We start from the raw sequence: 16,046 nt of genomic DNA on the forward strand, positions 1-16,046 counted from the left end.
GTGCTGACGGGGGAGGAGATCCAGCGCCTGCTCATTCAGGCAAAAGAGGACGGGTGCTATGAGCTTCTTCTGCTGGAGCTGTCTACCGGCCTGCGGCGGGGCGAGATCCTGGCCCTGCAGTGGGATGACTTGGACTTCCGGACCGGAGCCCTGCGGGTGGAGCGTCAGGTTCAGCGCATCAAGGGAGAGCTGGTAGTCTCACAGCCTAAGACCAGAACCTCCAGCCGAAGCGTGATTCTGCCGGGCCCTATCCTGAATGTTCTGGAGCGGTACCGTAAAAGCTGCTCCTCCCGCTGGATGTTCCCCTCACCGAAAAAGGCGGACTCTCCCCTGGACCCGGCCGCGGTGCGGAAAAAGCTGGCCGCTGTGCTGAAACGGGCGGGGTGCAAGCATCTGCGGTTTCACGACTTGCGCCATACCTTTGCCACCAACGCCCTGGAGCACGGCATGGACATCAAGACCCTGTCCAGCATCATCGGCCATGTGTCCAGTGCCACAACGCTGAATGTCTACGCCCATGTGACCGATGAGATGCGGCAAAAGGCCGCCGACCGCATCGACCGGGGAATCGCCGGCGTGGAGCTGCCTCCCAAGCCGGGACATCAGAAGAGACCGAAAACAACGGACTTCCAAGCAATCAAGGGAAAGTACCGCAAGCCGGGTACCGGGTGCATTACCCAGATCAATGACCACCTCTGGGAGGGGCGGTATTCCCCGAAAGTGAACGGAAAGCGATATGCCCGGAATGTCTATGCGCCGACCCGGGCGGAGTGCGAAGAGAAACTGGCGGTTCTAATCACAGAGATGACGAAAGAGCTGGGAATTATTTGAAGCAAACAAGTGAGATAGGGGCGAAACAACGACCGACAAGGTATATTAAAAGTAAGCCTTTATATGATACTCATGAAAAACTTTTCTCGCTTCAGATAGATTGTTTCGCGCATAAAAGTGTTTTGATCCTGATGATGTTGATGATATCTTATATTTGTGGCAATGACATGTGGAGCGGCCAGAAGTATAAAAAACAATTGCATCAAGATACTGCTTTTGATAATATAAAGATAATTCGTTTCATTGGTAAACACATGCTGAGTGCTGGCAAAATCGGCGGGAATTTCTTTTTCGGGCTCAAAAGCGCTAGAAGGGTGCGGCTGATCCCATGTGGCAGGATGGAGGAGGTTTGGCCGTGTCGGAATATCAGGTAGCGCTGATGGGAATTCCAAGCGTTTTAAAGGATGGAAAGATTGTTCATTTCCCGTATCGAAAAGCGGAGGCAATTTTTTACTATCTCTGTGTGGAAAAAGAAACAAACCGGGATGAGCTGATTTCTGTTTTCTGGGGGGGCAGTGATGAGGCAGCCGGGCGGAAGAATCTGCGGCAGGCCTTGTTTCAACTCCGGCGCTGCCTGGATGAAGAGGTCATTGTGCTCCAGGGGAGAAATGATTTGAAGCTGAATCAGCGCAGAGGAATCCAAACGGAGTGGGATCTGAGGGACGAGGCGTTTTCTCAATGCCGGGAGCGCTTTCTAGACTATTTTTATCTGAAAGACTGTCCGGAGTTTGAGGCCTGGGTAGAGGGGAAACGAGAGCTTCAAGTATCCCGAAGCCTTCAGTATATCAAAGACCGTCTGCGTGATCCGGCCGTTTGCCGGGACGTGCCGCATCTGCAACGTTTGGTTGACACATGGTCATATTGGAGGCCGTGGGATGAAGAGATGGTGCTGACGGGGATGAAGTGCTATGCGCAGGCGGAAAAGTATGACCTGGGGGTGCAGCTCTACCACGACTATGTGAAGCATTTGCAGACTGACCTGGATGAAGTCCCCTCACACCGGGTGGAGGTTCTGGTTCGTTCCCTGCTTCACCGCAAGGAGGTATCCCTGACCCGAAAGCCCAACGGCAAGGACAGCTTCTTTGGCCGGCTGCGGGAAATTCAGCAAATTGATGAGCGGATTTTTTGGTTTTTAAATGGAGAAGCCACCCGGTCGGTGATTATTGAGGGAGAAGTCGGCGTTGGGAAAACGGCGCTGATGCAGCAGATTCTGGAAATGAACCGGGGCGCCGGAGTGCTCCAGCTCAATTCCCACTGCTATGAGGCAGAGTCTGAAATTCCTTTGCGCTCTTGGAGAGACAGTTTTATGCAGCTGGACCGGATGCTGGCGGAGGGGAAGATTACCCTGTCCGTGTCAGGGGCGCGGACGATCGGACGGATGCTCAATGGGACGGCGGTAGGGGACCAGGATATGTTCCGCACCAAAGACGGGGAGTGCCTTAGCTATACGGCCATTGAAAACGGTGTTTTGGCGCTGCTGAAGGAGCTTTCTGCCCAGTTTAAGATCATCCTGTATTTTGATAGCCTGCACTGGATGGATGTGGTCAGCCGGCGGCTTTTGCAGCGGATTATGATTGAGTTTGGCAACGACCAGGTTTTTATGATTGCTACCTGCCGGCTCAACGGAGAACCGGACATTCGGGGCTTGCTGGTGGCCTTAAGTGAACGCAGAATTACCGAAAATCTGCTGTTGTCCTGTTTTACAGAGCAGGAGACCGGGGAAATTGTGGATGAAATACTGCAAGGACAGCGGAATGCCGGGATCGATGCCCATGAGATATTTTTGCGTACAGAAGGACATCCCATGGTACTGGCGGATACGCTGAGCATGATACGTCAGGAGGGGTGGAGAGAGGGAAGCCCCCTGCCCAGACTGGATATGCTGATCCAGCTCCAGCTGGAGAAACTGGATGTCCGGCAGAGAAAGGTGCTGGATGCGCTGTCTCTTCATATGGAGCACGCGGATCTTGAGGATTTAAGGCTGCTCACAGAAATGGAGCCCATGGAACTGGTGGAAGTGCTGGAAGAGCTGCTGTCCACCCGATTTGTGACCGAACAGACACTGGGCAACAACATCATCTACAAATTCAGACACCAATTTTATAAAGACTACGTCTACCAACACCTCTCCCTGGGAAAGCGCAGACTTTGGCACCTGGCAATCGCCCAATCCTATGAGAAAAAACGGAATGAGGAGCGGTGGAGAGTGCTGCTTCCCTTTACCATCCGGCACTATGAACGCAGCGGAGATATCCAGCGGGCGGAACAGCTGCGAATGGAGCAAAAAAACCTATAAAAGGGATCGGACTTTTGCACTTGTTTGAATGTAGACGTTAAATGGAAAAAGACATTCGGCAGTATTTCGTCAAAAAAGAAACCGTTTCAGACCGCAGATTTGGATTTGTTCCAGATCTGCGGTCTGAAATTTTTTTGAAAAGGAACGAAATGATGGATTGCATTAACACTCTTTTAACGCGCGAACATTAAGATAGACCATAAGAAAAGCAATGATCGGTGTAAGCAAAATAATGAAAACAGCAAATGGAGGACAACATTATGAATCCGAACGAAAAACTGGCGTTGGAGGCCATTAACCGCAATGCGGAGAAAATTCACAAGGTAGCCCAAAAAATTTGGGAATTCAAAGAAGTGGGCTGGGAGGAGTTCCAATCTTCCACATTGTTAATGAACGAACTGGAAAAGGAAGGATTTGTGGTGGAGCGGGGCCTGACCGGACGCCACCCAAAGTTTGATCAAGAGATCGACATGCCTACCGCCTTCAAAGCCGTGCTCAAGGGAAAGGAGGATGGTCCCACCGTCGGTATCATGCTGGAGTATGACGCCCTGCCAAACGGTCACGCCTGCGGACACAATCTCATTTCCTCGGCAGGGTTTGCGGCGGCCATCGGGTTAAAGGAAGCGTTTCTGGATAAAGGCTCTGTCGTTGTTTACGGTACGCCTGCCGAGGAGCTGGAGGGCTCCAAACACTACATTTTAGAGGGCGGCTATATGGATGAGGTGGACCTCATGCTGGCCAGCCACTATGGAGCAGATTGGGGATCTGAGGTGACCGGTAAAGCGATTGTATGGCCCACCCATGATAACTGGCTTACCTTTAAAGGGCACTCCGCCCATGCATCCTCCTCACCGGAGAAGGGGAGAAGCGCTCTGGATGCGGTGATCCTGACCACCATGGGGCTGGAGTTTTTAAGAGAGCATATGTTGGAGACCAACCGAATCCACTATATCATTTCCAAAGGAGGAACTGCGGCAAACTCCGTTCCGGATTTAGCTACACTAAATGTGGAACTGCGCACCAACGACTCCGCAGAGCTCAATTCTCTGATGCGGCGGGTGGACAACATTATTAAGGGCGCTGAATTGATGACAGAGACCACCGCCGTTTATAAGTGGGATGCACCTTGGTACTGTGCTACGCCGGTGCCCACGTTGTATCACCAGACGGCCCATTTTGCAGCCGACTTGGGGATTGATGAATCAAGATTTACGTTCGGAAATCTGCCCAAGGCTTCTTCCGACCTGGGCTGTGTGGCGTATAAAATTCCCACGGTGGAAATTACCTTCCCCATTGTGGCGGACGGAGAACCCGCTCCGGTAGGCCACGCGGATGAAACTGCGCTGATTACTGCCGACGACTATCCCATTGCCCAGAGCATCCTGGCGGGAAAACTTATGGCGCTCACCGGCCTGAGAATCGCAGGAGATCCGCAGAAGCTCGGGGTAATAAAGGAGGAATTTGCTAAAAACTACCGGGAGTAACCAAAGAGACCTGGGCGGACTAGGAATATAAAAGGCCGACTGGGAGTGACAAACTTTTACCGAAAAAGTTTAAACCCATAGACTGAAAGGAGAGAACGAATAATGGCAGAAAAACAGTTGACATCCACAAAAGACCTAAAACGAGTGCTGGGGTTTTGGGATCTGATGGCCATCGGTGTCGGGTCAATTATCGGCTCTGGCATCATGTCTCTGACTGGCCTGGGCATTGAACGCACCGGACGGTCGATCTTCATCGCGTTTATCATCGGTGGTTTTATTGCCTTGCTGGCGCGCTCCCCCCAAATTTTCCTGAACTCGGTGGCCCGCTACAGAGGCGGCGACTACTCCATGGTCAGTACGTTTCTGGGTCCACGTTGGAGCGGTACTTATTCCATGATTGCGGTGCTTACCAGCGTCACGCTGGCCATGTATGCCCTGTCGTTCGCTGATTATGCAATGCCCTTTGTCCCATGGCTAACCAGAAAGGCCATTGCGTTTGGCATTTTGACGCTGCTGTTTATTACCAACCTGTTTGGCGTCAATGCTTTTGCCAAGGTACAAAATTTTGCAGTCATCCTGCTGGTCATTGCCCTGACAATTTTCACAGCTGTGGGCCTTGCCAACCTGGATCCCAACTATTTTGAAACCCACAGCTTTATGACCAATGGTCCCCGCGGACTCTGGAGCGCCGCAGTTTTGATGAGCTACACCTGTGATGGTGCCCAGTACGTCACCCAGATGAGCGGCGAGGCCAAGAACCCCACCCGAGATATTCCGCGCGTAATGCTATTCTCCACTTTGGGCGTAGCTGTATTCTATGGACTTCTGGGTGTAGTGGCTGCTGGTGTTCTGCCTGTGGAGCAGGTGGCTGGTCAGCCTCTGACCGTGGTGGCCGAGACCATTCTGTCCAAGCCTCTGTACTATCTGTTTGTCATTGGCGGAGCCTGGATGGCCCTGTTGACCACGCTGAATAGTTCCATCGCTTCTTGCACCAAGCCCCTGATGCAGGCCTGCAACGACGGTTGGTATCCCTCTTCTCTGGCCAGACTGCACCCCAAGTTCAGAACTCCCATCATTCTGTTGGGCATTTACTATGTCATCGGTGTGTTGCCCATCGTGTTTGACTTTGATCTGGGCATCATCAGTGATATGACCATCACCGTGGGAGCGATTACCAAATTTATGATTGTTCTGAGCCTTCTGAGAATGCCTAAGGTGCTACCCGAAGCCTGGAAGAAATCGAGCTTCCATATCAGTAACGGGGCGCTTATGGCGCTGGGTATTGTGGATATGGTAGTTATCGTATTCTCCGGTATTACATCTTCGCTGGAGCTGCCGTTGCCGCTTCTTCTGGCCAATCTGGCTGTCGTTGCGTTCTCCTTTGTGTTTGGCAGCGTGCGCTTCAAGTCCGGTAAAGTTCAGGTGGAGGATAGTTATGAGCTTCCTGACTCTGAACAGTAAGTGTGTATCGTCCCAATAAGATTAAATACCCCCCTTTTTCAACTGACCGATTTAGTCCACCTGATCCCCTCGTCAGAAGTGGGAAATTAGCGGGGTCCGTTGTAAAATAAGTCGAGAAAACGATAGACCGAACAGCCTTCGCCGGCTGCCCGGTCTATCGTTTTACTCTGGAATCATTAAAAGAAAAAGCTCACTGCAAAACATTATGTTTTGCAGTGAGCTTTTTACCTGTCTGTGGCTGTTGTGTGGTCAAAGCTGATCGGGTGAACTGCAGTATAGAAGAAAAAGGACAAAAAAGTTAGAAAAAACCGCTGTTTTCTCTCAAAAACAGCGGTTTTGATGGTGGACGATACAGGACTTGAACCTGTGACCTCCCGCACGTCAAGCGGATGCTCTACCAGCTGAGCTAATCGTCCGGACAGCGAAGATTATTATACGATAGGAAATGAAAAATGTCAATACATAGTTTGAAAAAATTTTGAATGAAAGAGACTGGCAAAAGGCGCTTCTTTTCTTCTGGGGTTTTACAGAAAATTTTATCAAAAAGGGGATAGGATATGATATAATGAAGAGCACGAGATCTCATTTCTTTTTTGGAGGAATGTTTTATGTTAAAACTTGATTTGTCTAAGCTGAACGGATTTATTCCGGAAGATTACCTCTCCGTCCGAGAGCTTGCACTGGTTAAAGCCGCGGATATGCTGGCCAACCACAATGGCCCCGGTGGAGATTTTACCGGGTGGGTGACATTGCCCCGTGACTATGATAAGGAGGAGTTTGCCCGCATTCAGGCAGCGGCCAAAAAGATTCAGAAGCAGTCCCAGGTTCTGCTGGTGATCGGCATTGGCGGTTCCTATCTGGGAGCCCGTGCGGTCATTGATATGCTTTGTTCCCCCAACTATAACCTGAAGAAGAAGGATACCCCGGACATCTACTTTGCCGGAAACAACCTGTCTACCGACAGCCTGCTGGAGCTCATTGAACTGGTGGGTGACCGTGACTTCTCCATCAACATCATTTCCAAGTCCGGAACCACCACGGAGCCCGCTGTTGCCTTCCGTATCTTCAAGGATATGCTGGAGAAGAAGTACGGCAAGGAGGAGGCACGGGAGCGGATCTATGCCACCACTGACAAGGCCCGTGGGGCACTGAAGGGTCTGGCTGACAAGGAGGGCTACGAGGAGTTTGTGGTGCCCGATGAGGTTGGCGGCCGTTACTCTGTGCTCACCGCTGTGGGGCTGCTGCCCATCGCTGTGGCCGGCGTGGATATCAGCGCACTTATGGGCGGCGCGGCCCAGGCCATGGAACAGCTGGCCGTGGGAGGGCTGGACAATCCCGCTTGGCAGTATGCCGCCGCACGTCACGCCCTCTATCAGGCCGGCAAGAAGGTAGAACTGCTGGCCGGCTATGAGCCTGCGTTCCGCTTCTTTGCCGAGTGGTGGAAGCAGCTGTTTGGTGAGAGCGAGGGCAAGGACGGCAAGGGACTGCTCCCTGCCAGTGTGGAGTTTACTGCCGACCTGCACTCCATGGGCCAGTATATCCAGCAGGGTGAGCGCATCATGTTTGAGACCGTGGTGAAATTTGCCCCCAAGGGCGAGTTCCTCATCCCCAACGACCCGGAGAATGTGGATGGCCTCAACTTCCTGTCCGGCAAGCCTCTGGCCTTTGTGGCGGAGCAGGCCATGCGCGGGACGATCCTGGCCCATGTGGATGGCGGCGTGCCCAATGTGCTGGTGGAGATGCCCGCCATCTCTGCCCAGAGTGTAGGTTACCTGATCTATTTCTTTGAATATGTCTGCGGCCTGTCCGGTTACCTGCTGGAGGTCAATCCGTTTGACCAGCCCGGCGTGGAGGCCTATAAGAAGAACATGTTTGCGCTCCTGGGCAAGCCCGGCTATGAGGACATGAAGGCTGAGCTGGAGGCAAAGCTGTAAGAAAAGGAAAACCTGACTGTCAGAGAAGGGCTTGCCCAGAAAATTCGACGGCTGTGCCGGAGAATTTCCGCAGGCGGAATTTAGTTCCGCCGAGGATTGGAATCCGAAGGGACCCCAACGGGAAGAAATCCCGTTGGGAACAAGCCCGGCTATGAGGACATGAAGGCTGAGCTGGAGGCAAAGCTGTAAAAAGCTGCTGGAAAATTTCAAAATAATTTTGTTGAAAAACACAGCCTGATATGGTAAAGTGTATGTAAGCAAAGGGTTCCCCCTTATGTGAAATCGTTAAGGAGTGATACACATGATTCGAGTCATCATGGGCAAAAAGGGCTCCGGCAAGACCAAGCAGATGATCAACATGATCAATGAGGCCGTCCAGACTGAGCACGGCAATGTGGTTTGTATCGAGAAGGGCAATAAGTTGACCTTCGACATCCACTATCAGATCCGCTTGGTGGAGTCCAGCCAGTATGATATCGCCGACTACACCGCGCTGAAAGGTTTTGTCAGCGGATTGTATGCCGGTAACTATGACATTACCCACATTTTCATCGACAGCCTGACCAAGATCGTGGGCGGTGAGTGTGATAATGACACGGAGAACTTCTTGGATTGGCTGAGCAAGTTTGCGGATCAGCACAACATTAAGTTCACCATTACCATCAGTGACGACGAGTCTCTGGCTCCCGAGGGAGTAAGAAAGTACTTCTGATTCCAATGAAAAACACCGCTGCCTCAGGCAGCGGTGTTTTTTTGTTCAAAGCGGCAGCAAAAGGCTGCAATTGGCTGGCTTAAAGTTAAAATCAGTATGATTTTCCTATAAAGTGGTGCAGAAGGAGAAACCGGAGCAGAAGGAAAAGTCCGTTAACCTGGTCTTAGAAAATGGGGTTTTGGCGAAAATAGGTTGACAGAACACAGAAAAAATAGTATGCTAAACCCATAAATAGAACATTAGTTCTATTTATGGGTTTTCTGTTCCGCGGACAAAAAAACGGCAACCATTTTCAGGTTACCGTTTTTCTGGTGGAGGAGGGTGGATTCGAACCACCGAAGCTAACGCAACAGATTTACAGTCTGCCCCCTTTGGCCACTCGGGAACTCCTCCATATGAAATTTTAAAACGTGGAGCTGGTGGACGGATTCGAACCCCCGACCTGCTGATTACAAATCAGCTGCTCTACCAGCTGAGCTACACCAGCACGTAGCTGTCCAACAGCAAGCGATATTATAGCAAAGAAAGGGAGGGGTGTCAATAGGTTTTGCAAAAAAATTTTTGCCGTTTTTGCGAGACAGCCAGAGAGAGCGTCCTCTGTGGATTTGCGGAGCATGCGGCGAAGAACAATATAGCCGGGACGAGGAGAGAGTTTGGAAAGGCAGGTGTGTGTGCGTGCGTTGCCTTGCCCGGCTGAGTACGGAGGAGGAATGAACATGACCTTAGCAGAACTGTCCATTGAGTATCGCAGCCACGCGCAGGCGCTGCATGTGCGGATCGGCCAGCTGGAATATTTAATGGAGCAGACAGAAGACCAGGACCGACGCTGCCAGCTTCAGGACCGGATTCGGCTGCTGTCCACTATGCTGCGGGAGGCACGAGAGCTGGCGGTGCTGACGGAGCGCTATTACGACAGGGGGTATCGCCGCAATGCCAAATACACGATATAAAAAGGGGAGGCAGTATGCGGCGGATATGGCGGTGTACTGCCGTCAGATGTCTCAGGACAACAGCGGGGAGATCAGCCGTCTGAAGCGGAATCTCATTTGTGCGTTGAAAGAGGATGTGACTCCCAGACAGCGTCAGGCCCTGTTTTTATACTATGTCAAGGGAAAAAACATGCGGGAGATCAGTGAACACCTGGGTGTGGATAAATCTACCGTATGTCGTACGATCCAGCGGGGAGAGCGGCGGCTTCAACGCTGCCTGCGCTATGGGGCGGAGCGGTATCTCATGGGAGCGGAACCAAAATAAAAGCCGATGAAGCAAGCAAAATGGTACCTGTTCCGCCGTGCCTTACGGCCCTGCCGGCGGTGAAACTCAAAAAGAAAGACATCTGCGGAAAGCAGATGTCTTTCTTTTTGGATTGTGGTAAAGTCTGAATGTCGCCACAGTTCTCAGCCGCATTCATGGAAGCGATCCCAAAACGGCCCTTCTGGGCCGCGCCGCTTTTGCGGCGTAAATGCGGAGCGAAGCGGAGAATTGCGCAGGGGCGGCTTTGCCGACCCCGAGCATTCAAATGCCGAAGGGTGGAGCCGCCTTGCAGGCGGCGAAACCCAAAAAAGAAGCACCTGCTTAGCAGGTGCTTCTTTTTTGGTACGCCCGAGCGGATTCGAACCGCTGGCCTTCCGCTTAGGAGGCGGACGCTCTATCCTGCTGAGCTACGGACGCGTATAAAGCTGCCCATTATGGGACGTACCTTGTTATTTTAGCCCAGAACGACTTGCCTGTCAACGGAAAAAGCGCCGCCTATCCGGGAAAAGCGACCGACTGTCCCAAAGAGATGGACAGCGGAGGTGTTGGGCGGTTATACTGGGGATGAAAGGGGGGATGGGCTGTGGAAGTGGAAGTCAGGGTGGAAAGGGGAAGAAGGGAGCCTAAGATTGTCGTACTGGCCGGAGAGGAGACGGAGGAGGTACGCCGCCTGGTGGAGCAGCTGGAAAAGCTGCGCCTGGATCCCGTTCCAGTCCGGCGGGGAGAGGAGCGGCTGCTGCTGCCCCAGGAAAGGTTTCTCCGCTTTTACACCGATGGCAAGGGAGTGTCTGCCCAGACGGGGGAGGAGACCTTTGCCGTCCCTCTGCGGCTCTATGAGCTGGAGGAGCGGCTGGACAAACGCCGCTTTGTGCGGATTTCCAACGGGGAGATCATTAATTTGGACCGGGTAACGGCGGTGGACTTGTCCCTCAGCGGTACCATCCGCATGACCCTGGATGGTGCAGTCTATGCCTATGTGTCCCGGCGGTATGTGAAGAAGATCAAAGAGACACTGATGAGAGAGGGGAGGGAGAGACATTGACGGAAGAACGGAAAAAATCCCTGATCAGGATTTTAATTGGAGGGATTCTGGGGCTGCTGGTGGGCCTTGTGCTGGTGCCCTACGTGATGTACAGCCGGGAGTGTCCGCCTTTGGCGGTGCTGGCCTGCGCAGCCCTGGGGGGGATGGCAGGTCTGGCGACACAGCCCTTTGCAGACAGTGGACGGGCCCTGCTGCTCCGTTCGGCCGGCCATTTTATCCTGACCGCTGCCTTTTTTGCCCTGCTGGTGGTGGAGCTGGACATGGCCTCGGACTGGGTTGAAGTGCTGTTCTGGGAGGGATTGCTGGGCCTTCTGTATCTCCTGATTTGGCTGGGGCGGTGGATTGGCTGGTATGCGGAAGTGTCCCAGCTGCGGGAGCTGCTGGGACTGGACCCTGGCCCCACACCTTTGAAGTGGAGAGAGACCCTGCCCTATCTGCCCTTTGTCCTTCTTTTATGCACGGCGGCGCCCCTGGCGCTGCGGGGCATTGAGCGGGCAATGGGAACGGATATCCCCGCTCTCACGGGTATTATTTATCCCATGCTGATTCTGCCCGTCGCCAGCTTCTGTGTGGGGCTCTCCCTGGGCAAGCGGCGGGGCCTGTGCCCCCTGTTTCCGGTGGCCTGTTTTGTGTGCTATTTGCTTGTGGTGTTTGTCTTTTACAATTCCTCGGCGTTGTTTCACTGCTTTCTGACGGCGGTTCCCGCCTTGGGGGGAAATCTACTGGGCCTTTGCTTGCGGCGTGTCCGTCCGACAGGAGGATAATATGAGTGCGGAACTCTTTATTGCGCTGGTGTTTGTGGGACCCGGCGTGGTCACATTCGGGCTGGAGTGCTTGATATTCCGCCTGACCAGGCATCGCTTTTGGCCTCTTCGCCTTCTGCCGGCGGCCCTCCTGGTCCTCCCGGCCGCACGGGTGTGGGAGGCGTGGCGGTACGGAGGACCCTTCAGGCAGCTGACCCTGCTGAGCTGGGAAATTGTGACCCTGTCCATGGTGCTGGGGCTGCTGCTGGGCGGCTGGGTTGGATTCTGCTGGGCAAAGCGAGGCTGAGACATGGCCCGCACGGTTCGATAGAACAGAAACGAGGCTCCCCTGCTGAAACGCGGGGGAGCCTCGCTGCGTGTTGGATAGAAGCTGTTCAGGACAGCTGGAACTGTCCGGTATAGAGTCGGTAGTACCGGCCTTTCTTTTCCAGAAGCTGGTCATGGTCGCCCTTTTCCTCGATCTGGCCATGCTCGATGACCACAATGCAGTTGGAGTTGCGCACGGTGGACAGGCGGTGGGCAATGACAAACACCGTCCGCCCCTCCATGAGGGCGTCCATCCCCTTTTGGATCAGGGCCTCGGTACGGGTGTCGATGGAGGAAGTGGCCTCGTCCAGGATCATCACCGGGGGATCGGCCACAGCGGCACGGGCAATGGCCAGCAGCTGGCGCTGGCCCTGGGAGAGGTTGGCTCCGTCCCCGGTGACCATGGTCTGGTATCCTTCCGGGAGACGGCGGATGAAGGAATGGGCATTGGCACTCTTGGCGGCGGCAATGCACTCCTCATCAGTGGCGTCCAGACGACCGTAGCGAATGTTGTCCATGATGGTGCCCGTAAAGAGGTGGGTGTCCTGAAGGACGGCCCCCAGGGACCGGCGCAGGTCGTCCTTGCGGATGGCGCGCACATCGATGCCGTCGTAGGTGATCATGCCGCCCTCGATCTCGTAGAAGCGGTTGATGAGGTTGGTGATGGTGGTCTTGCCCGCACCGGTGGAGCCCACAAAGGCGATCTTCTGGCCCGGATTGGCATAGACAGATACGTCCTTCAAAATCCGTTTGCCCGGCACATAGGAGAAGTCCACGTGGTTAAAGCGGACGGCTCCCTTGAGCTCGGTGAGGTAGTAGTCCTCTCCGGGAACATTGCGCACGGTGCCCCGGATGAGGTGGAGGGTGGCGTTCCCATTCTGGTCCGGGTATTTCCAGGCCCAGCCGTGGCCGGAGAGGGCGGACAGGTCGGTGACCTCGGTGAGGGTACCATCGGGGGCCACCTTCACCCAGAGCCCCTCCTGGGAGTCTGTACTGGGGGGCAGAAGCTTGAGCCCCTCTTTCTCCCGTACTGCCTGCCCCAGCTCGGTGAGAGAGTCCCCATCCACCAAAACGGGAACCAGAGTCATCCCTGCGCTGCGGGGAGTCTTCCAGGCCCAGATATGGGTGCGGCGGGCACTGGTATTGGGAGCGAGGGTGCCGTTGGCGTCCTTCTCCACCTCCACCAGCGTGACCATGCCCTCGTCTACCTCCGGCTGGGTGTCCATCACTTCAAAGATCCGTTCGGCACCGGCCAGGGCGGAGAGAAGGGTGGTCATCTGCTGGGAAATCTGATTGAGAGGCTGGCCCACCTGCTTGGAGTAGTTGAGGTAGACCACCAGACCGCCCAGGTCAAAGCCCTGGAGGACAGAGAGCAGTCCGCCGAAGGCAGCGGTAAGGGCGTAGCTGATATTCATCAGGTTTCCCGACACGGGCATGATCATAATGGAGTAGAAATTGGCTTTCTGAGCCGCGTCCCGATAGGCGTTGTTGAGGGCTTGGAACTTTTCCTTGGCCTGCTGCTCGTGGGTAAAGGCCTTGACGACCTTCAGACCTTCGATGACCTCCTGAATTTCGCCGTTGACGTCACCCAGGGCAGCCTGCTGCTTCTGGTAGAAGCGGCGGCTGCGGCCGCCCAGGCGCTTGAACAGGACAATGGTCAGAACCAGAAGCAGGGCAGTGACCAGGAAGAGCTTCCAGTTGATAAAGAGCATGAGCAGCACCAATCCGACGAACATGAGGGCACTGGAGCACAGGGAAACCACGCTCTGTTCCAGGGCCATCTGTACGTTGTCTGCGTCGTTGGTAAAGCGGCTCATAAGCTCCCCATGAGGGTGCTTGTCAAAATAGCTGAGAGGCAGCGCCTGGAGCTTATCAAACAGGTCCTTACGCAAACGGTTGACGCCCCGCTGGGCCAGGCGGACCATCAAGGCGGACTGACAGTAGGTTGCCACACAGCCCACCAGGTAGATGGCCACCAGCTTTAGAATGGCCAGAGCCAGACCGGCAAAGTCGGTGCAGCCCGACCAGATGAAGTCGTTGATGATGCCGCGCATCATATAGGAGCCGCCCAAATTACTGGATACAGAGAGAATTAAAAACAGCAGTACGGCCAGCAGCGGCAGTTTGCTGCGGGTCAAATAACCCACCAGGCGGCGGGCAGTTTTTGCCAAATTTTTCGGTTTGGCATAGCCCCCTCGCGGGGCGTGATTGGGTCCTGGCATTATTCACCCACCCCCTCTTGCTGAGATTGATAGATCTCCTGATAGATCGAATTGCTTTGCAGCAGCTCTTCATGGGTGCCCTGACCGGCGATGTGGTCGTCATCCAGGATCAGGATCTCATCGGCATACTGCACCGAGGAGATGCGCTGGGCAATGATGATGACCGTGGTGTCCTTCAGATTTTTCTGGAAGGACTCCCGGATAGCCGCCTCGGTGGCCGAGTCCACAGCGGAGGTGGAGTCGTCCAGAATGAGAATGGCAGGCTTGCGGAGCATGGCACGGGCAATACAAAGCCGCTGCTTCTGGCCGCCGGAGACATTGGTGCCCCCCTGGGTCAACATAGTGTCAAAGCCGTCGGGGAAGGACATGATAAAGTCATAGGCCTGAGCGTCTTTGGCGGCCTGGATGATCTCTTCCTCGGTGGCGTCTGGACGGCCCCAGAGAAGGTTTTCCCGGATGGTACCGGTAAAGAGTACATTGGTCTGAAGAACCATGCCGATACGGCTGCGCAGCGCCTCCAGGGGGTAGTCCCGCACGTCCATCCCGTCTACCAGCACTGCGCCGCCCGTAACGTCGTAGAACCGGGGAATGAGGTTGACCAGGGAGGATTTTCCGGTGCCGGTACCGCCCACAATGGCTACAAAGGAGCCGGGCTTTACGGTGAAGCTGATATTGGAGAGTACGTCGTCCCCGGTGCCGGTGGCCACATATTTGAAGGAGACGTTTCGGAACTCCACCTGGCCCTTGGGGGCGGGGAGGGTCTGCTCATGGGCCTGGGGCTTATCTTCCACCGAGGGCTCGGTATTCAGGACCTCGTTGATGCGGTGGGCGCAGGCCTGAGCACGGGTGAGCTGAAGCAGAGCCACCGCTACCATCATCACGCTCATCAGAATCTGGAAAATATAGTTGATAAAGGCCTGCAGATCGCCCAAAAGGAAGCCCTCGGCCATAACCATCTTGCCACCCAGGTACAGCACGGCTACCGTGGCGCCGTTCATGGCCAGCATCATGATGGGCATGATGGCGATGACCCTAAGACCTACGTTTAAGGCGGCATCCATGAGTTCGTCATTGGATTTTTTGAATTTATCCCGCTCGTGGTTTTCCCGGACAAAGGCCTTGACCACCCGGATGGCGATCAGATTTTCCTGAAGGGTGTTGTTGAGCCCGTCGATTTTCTTCTGCATGATCTCAAACAGGCGGGTACATACCTTCATCAGAAGGCCAATGGCCAGCATCATCAGGGGGATGACCACCAGCAGCACAACAGCCAGACGGGGATTGATGGAAATGCTGATGCACAGCGCGGCGATGAGCATCACCGGAGCCCGGACCAGCATACGCAGTCCCATGTTCAGCATCATGGTCATAGCATTGACATCGTTGGTCATCCGGGTAATAAGGGATGCGGAGGAAAAACGGTCAATGTCGGAGAAGGAGAAGTCCTGCACCTTGTCAAACAGGCACTGGCGCAGATTGGCGCCGAAGCCTTGGCTTGCAAAGGTGGAGTACTTGGCTGACAATACACCACAGGCCATGGCCGCCAGAGAAAGCAGCAGCATGAGCGCGCCCATTTTGCAGATATAGCCCACATCCCCGGCGGGGATGGCTACGTCCACGATCTCTGCCATGACCAGGGGAAGCAGAAGCTCGCAGATGACCTCCAGGGTGATGAAAATGGGAGATTTAATGGCATCGCGTTTATATCCCTGAAGGTGAGTTATAAAAAGGGAAAGCAAG

Annotated in this window: 13 protein-coding genes and 4 tRNA genes; 11 read left to right on the forward strand and 6 right to left on the reverse strand. The window is 54.3% G+C overall.

What is annotated here, in order from left to right; all coding sequences use genetic code 11:
• From ACTQ3R_RS14310 to ACTQ3R_RS14325, 4 genes are all read left to right on the forward strand, one after another.
• Positions 1-831: site-specific integrase (locus ACTQ3R_RS14310; RefSeq protein WP_441792701.1), on the forward strand; the 831-nt coding region annotated here is incomplete at its 5' end.
• Positions 832-1,186: 355 nt separating this feature from the next.
• Positions 1,187-3,127 (forward strand): AAA family ATPase, encoded by a 1,941-nt coding sequence (locus ACTQ3R_RS14315; RefSeq protein ID WP_441779925.1) that lies wholly within the window; start codon positions 1,187-1,189, stop codon positions 3,125-3,127.
• A gap of 260 nt (positions 3,128-3,387) precedes the next feature.
• Positions 3,388-4,611 carry an amidohydrolase gene (locus tag ACTQ3R_RS14320; protein WP_441779924.1) on the forward strand — a complete coding sequence of 408 codons (1,224 nt, stop codon included), beginning with the start codon at positions 3,388-3,390 and terminating at the stop codon, positions 4,609-4,611.
• Between the two features lie 102 nt (positions 4,612-4,713).
• The gene (locus ACTQ3R_RS14325; protein WP_441779923.1) at positions 4,714-6,072 is read left to right on the forward strand and encodes an APC family permease; all 1,359 of its coding nucleotides are present in this window, start codon (positions 4,714-4,716) and stop codon (positions 6,070-6,072) included.
• Between the two features lie 340 nt (positions 6,073-6,412).
• On the opposite strand, the gene ACTQ3R_RS14330 is transcribed toward ACTQ3R_RS14325, so the two are convergent.
• Positions 6,413-6,488: transfer RNA gene (locus ACTQ3R_RS14330), tRNA-Val, on the reverse strand.
• A 192-nt stretch (positions 6,489-6,680) separates the two neighbouring features.
• Between ACTQ3R_RS14330 and ACTQ3R_RS14335 the strand changes: the two genes are divergently transcribed.
• Positions 6,681-8,006 (forward strand): glucose-6-phosphate isomerase, encoded by a 1,326-nt coding sequence (locus ACTQ3R_RS14335; protein ID WP_441779922.1) that lies wholly within the window; start codon positions 6,681-6,683, stop codon positions 8,004-8,006.
• 301 nt (positions 8,007-8,307) lie between these two features.
• A complete protein-coding gene (locus ACTQ3R_RS14340; protein WP_441779921.1) occupies positions 8,308-8,718 on the forward strand; it encodes a hypothetical protein in 411 nt (136 codons plus the stop codon).
• Between the two features lie 309 nt (positions 8,719-9,027).
• Here the strand turns inward: ACTQ3R_RS14340 and ACTQ3R_RS14345 are convergent.
• Positions 9,028-9,111 (reverse strand) — tRNA-Tyr (locus ACTQ3R_RS14345).
• An 18-nt stretch (positions 9,112-9,129) separates the two neighbouring features.
• A tRNA-Thr gene (locus tag ACTQ3R_RS14350) sits at positions 9,130-9,205 on the reverse strand.
• A 229-nt stretch (positions 9,206-9,434) separates the two neighbouring features.
• Between ACTQ3R_RS14350 and ACTQ3R_RS14355 the strand changes: the two genes are divergently transcribed.
• Positions 9,435-9,668, forward strand: a complete 234-nt coding sequence (locus ACTQ3R_RS14355; protein WP_441779920.1) for a hypothetical protein — start codon at positions 9,435-9,437, stop codon at positions 9,666-9,668.
• On the forward strand, positions 9,649-9,972 hold the full coding sequence (locus tag ACTQ3R_RS14360; protein ID WP_441779919.1) for a sigma-70 family RNA polymerase sigma factor: 324 nt from the start codon (positions 9,649-9,651) through the stop codon (positions 9,970-9,972). The genes ACTQ3R_RS14355 and ACTQ3R_RS14360 overlap by 20 nt, the downstream gene beginning before the upstream one ends.
• Before the next feature lie 340 nt (positions 9,973-10,312).
• On the opposite strand, the gene ACTQ3R_RS14365 is transcribed toward ACTQ3R_RS14360, so the two are convergent.
• Positions 10,313-10,389 (reverse strand) — tRNA-Arg (locus tag ACTQ3R_RS14365).
• A 166-nt stretch (positions 10,390-10,555) separates the two neighbouring features.
• On the opposite strand from ACTQ3R_RS14365, the gene ACTQ3R_RS14370 reads away from it, so the two are divergent.
• The 3 genes from ACTQ3R_RS14370 to ACTQ3R_RS14380 are packed head-to-tail and all read left to right on the forward strand — an operon-like array spanning position 10,556 to position 12,064.
• A complete protein-coding gene (locus ACTQ3R_RS14370) occupies positions 10,556-11,014 on the forward strand; it encodes a LytTR family DNA-binding domain-containing protein (RefSeq protein WP_441779918.1) in 459 nt (152 codons plus the stop codon).
• Entirely contained in the window at positions 11,011-11,778 is a 768-nt protein-coding gene (locus tag ACTQ3R_RS14375) for a DUF3021 family protein (RefSeq protein ID WP_441779917.1), read from the forward strand. Before ACTQ3R_RS14370 ends, ACTQ3R_RS14375 begins: the two co-directional genes overlap by 4 nt.
• Position 11,779: 1 nt before the next feature.
• Positions 11,780-12,064 (forward strand): hypothetical protein, encoded by a 285-nt coding sequence (locus ACTQ3R_RS14380; RefSeq protein ID WP_441779916.1) that lies wholly within the window; start codon positions 11,780-11,782, stop codon positions 12,062-12,064.
• Positions 12,065-12,152: 88 nt separating this feature from the next.
• Here the strand turns inward: ACTQ3R_RS14380 and ACTQ3R_RS14385 are convergent, their stop codons facing one another.
• Together ACTQ3R_RS14385 and ACTQ3R_RS14390 are read right to left on the reverse strand one after the other, a co-directional pair.
• Positions 12,153-14,306, reverse strand: coding sequence for an ABC transporter ATP-binding protein (locus ACTQ3R_RS14385; RefSeq protein WP_441779915.1), 2,154 nt, complete (start codon positions 14,304-14,306; stop codon positions 12,153-12,155).
• Positions 14,306-16,045 carry an ABC transporter ATP-binding protein gene (locus tag ACTQ3R_RS14390; RefSeq protein WP_441779914.1) on the reverse strand — a complete coding sequence of 580 codons (1,740 nt, stop codon included), beginning with the start codon at positions 16,043-16,045 and terminating at the stop codon, positions 14,306-14,308. The genes ACTQ3R_RS14385 and ACTQ3R_RS14390 overlap by 1 nt, the downstream gene beginning before the upstream one ends.
• Position 16,046 lies beyond the last annotated feature (1 nt).

The sequence above is a fragment of the Lawsonibacter sp. LCP25S3_E2 genome (assembly GCF_052117285.1).
Taxonomy (GTDB): domain Bacteria; phylum Bacillota; class Clostridia; order Oscillospirales; family Oscillospiraceae; genus Lawsonibacter.

Excerpts from the sequence above, each read along its gene's own strand:
- ACTQ3R_RS14360 (WP_441779919.1), top strand. The coding sequence starts at position 9,649 with ATGCCAAATACACGATATAAAAAGGGGAGGCAGTATGCGGCGGATATG.
- ACTQ3R_RS14335 (WP_441779922.1), top strand. The coding sequence starts at position 6,681 with ATGTTAAAACTTGATTTGTCTAAGCTGAACGGATTTATTCCGGAAGAT.
- ACTQ3R_RS14325 (WP_441779923.1), top strand. The coding sequence starts at position 4,714 with ATGGCAGAAAAACAGTTGACATCCACAAAAGACCTAAAACGAGTGCTG.
- ACTQ3R_RS14320 (WP_441779924.1), top strand. The coding sequence starts at position 3,388 with ATGAATCCGAACGAAAAACTGGCGTTGGAGGCCATTAACCGCAATGCG.
- ACTQ3R_RS14380 (WP_441779916.1), top strand. The coding sequence starts at position 11,780 with ATGAGTGCGGAACTCTTTATTGCGCTGGTGTTTGTGGGACCCGGCGTG.
- ACTQ3R_RS14385 (WP_441779915.1), bottom strand. The coding sequence starts at position 14,306 with ATGCCAGGACCCAATCACGCCCCGCGAGGGGGCTATGCCAAACCGAAA.
- ACTQ3R_RS14355 (WP_441779920.1), top strand. The coding sequence starts at position 9,435 with ATGACCTTAGCAGAACTGTCCATTGAGTATCGCAGCCACGCGCAGGCG.
- ACTQ3R_RS14340 (WP_441779921.1), top strand. The coding sequence starts at position 8,308 with ATGATTCGAGTCATCATGGGCAAAAAGGGCTCCGGCAAGACCAAGCAG.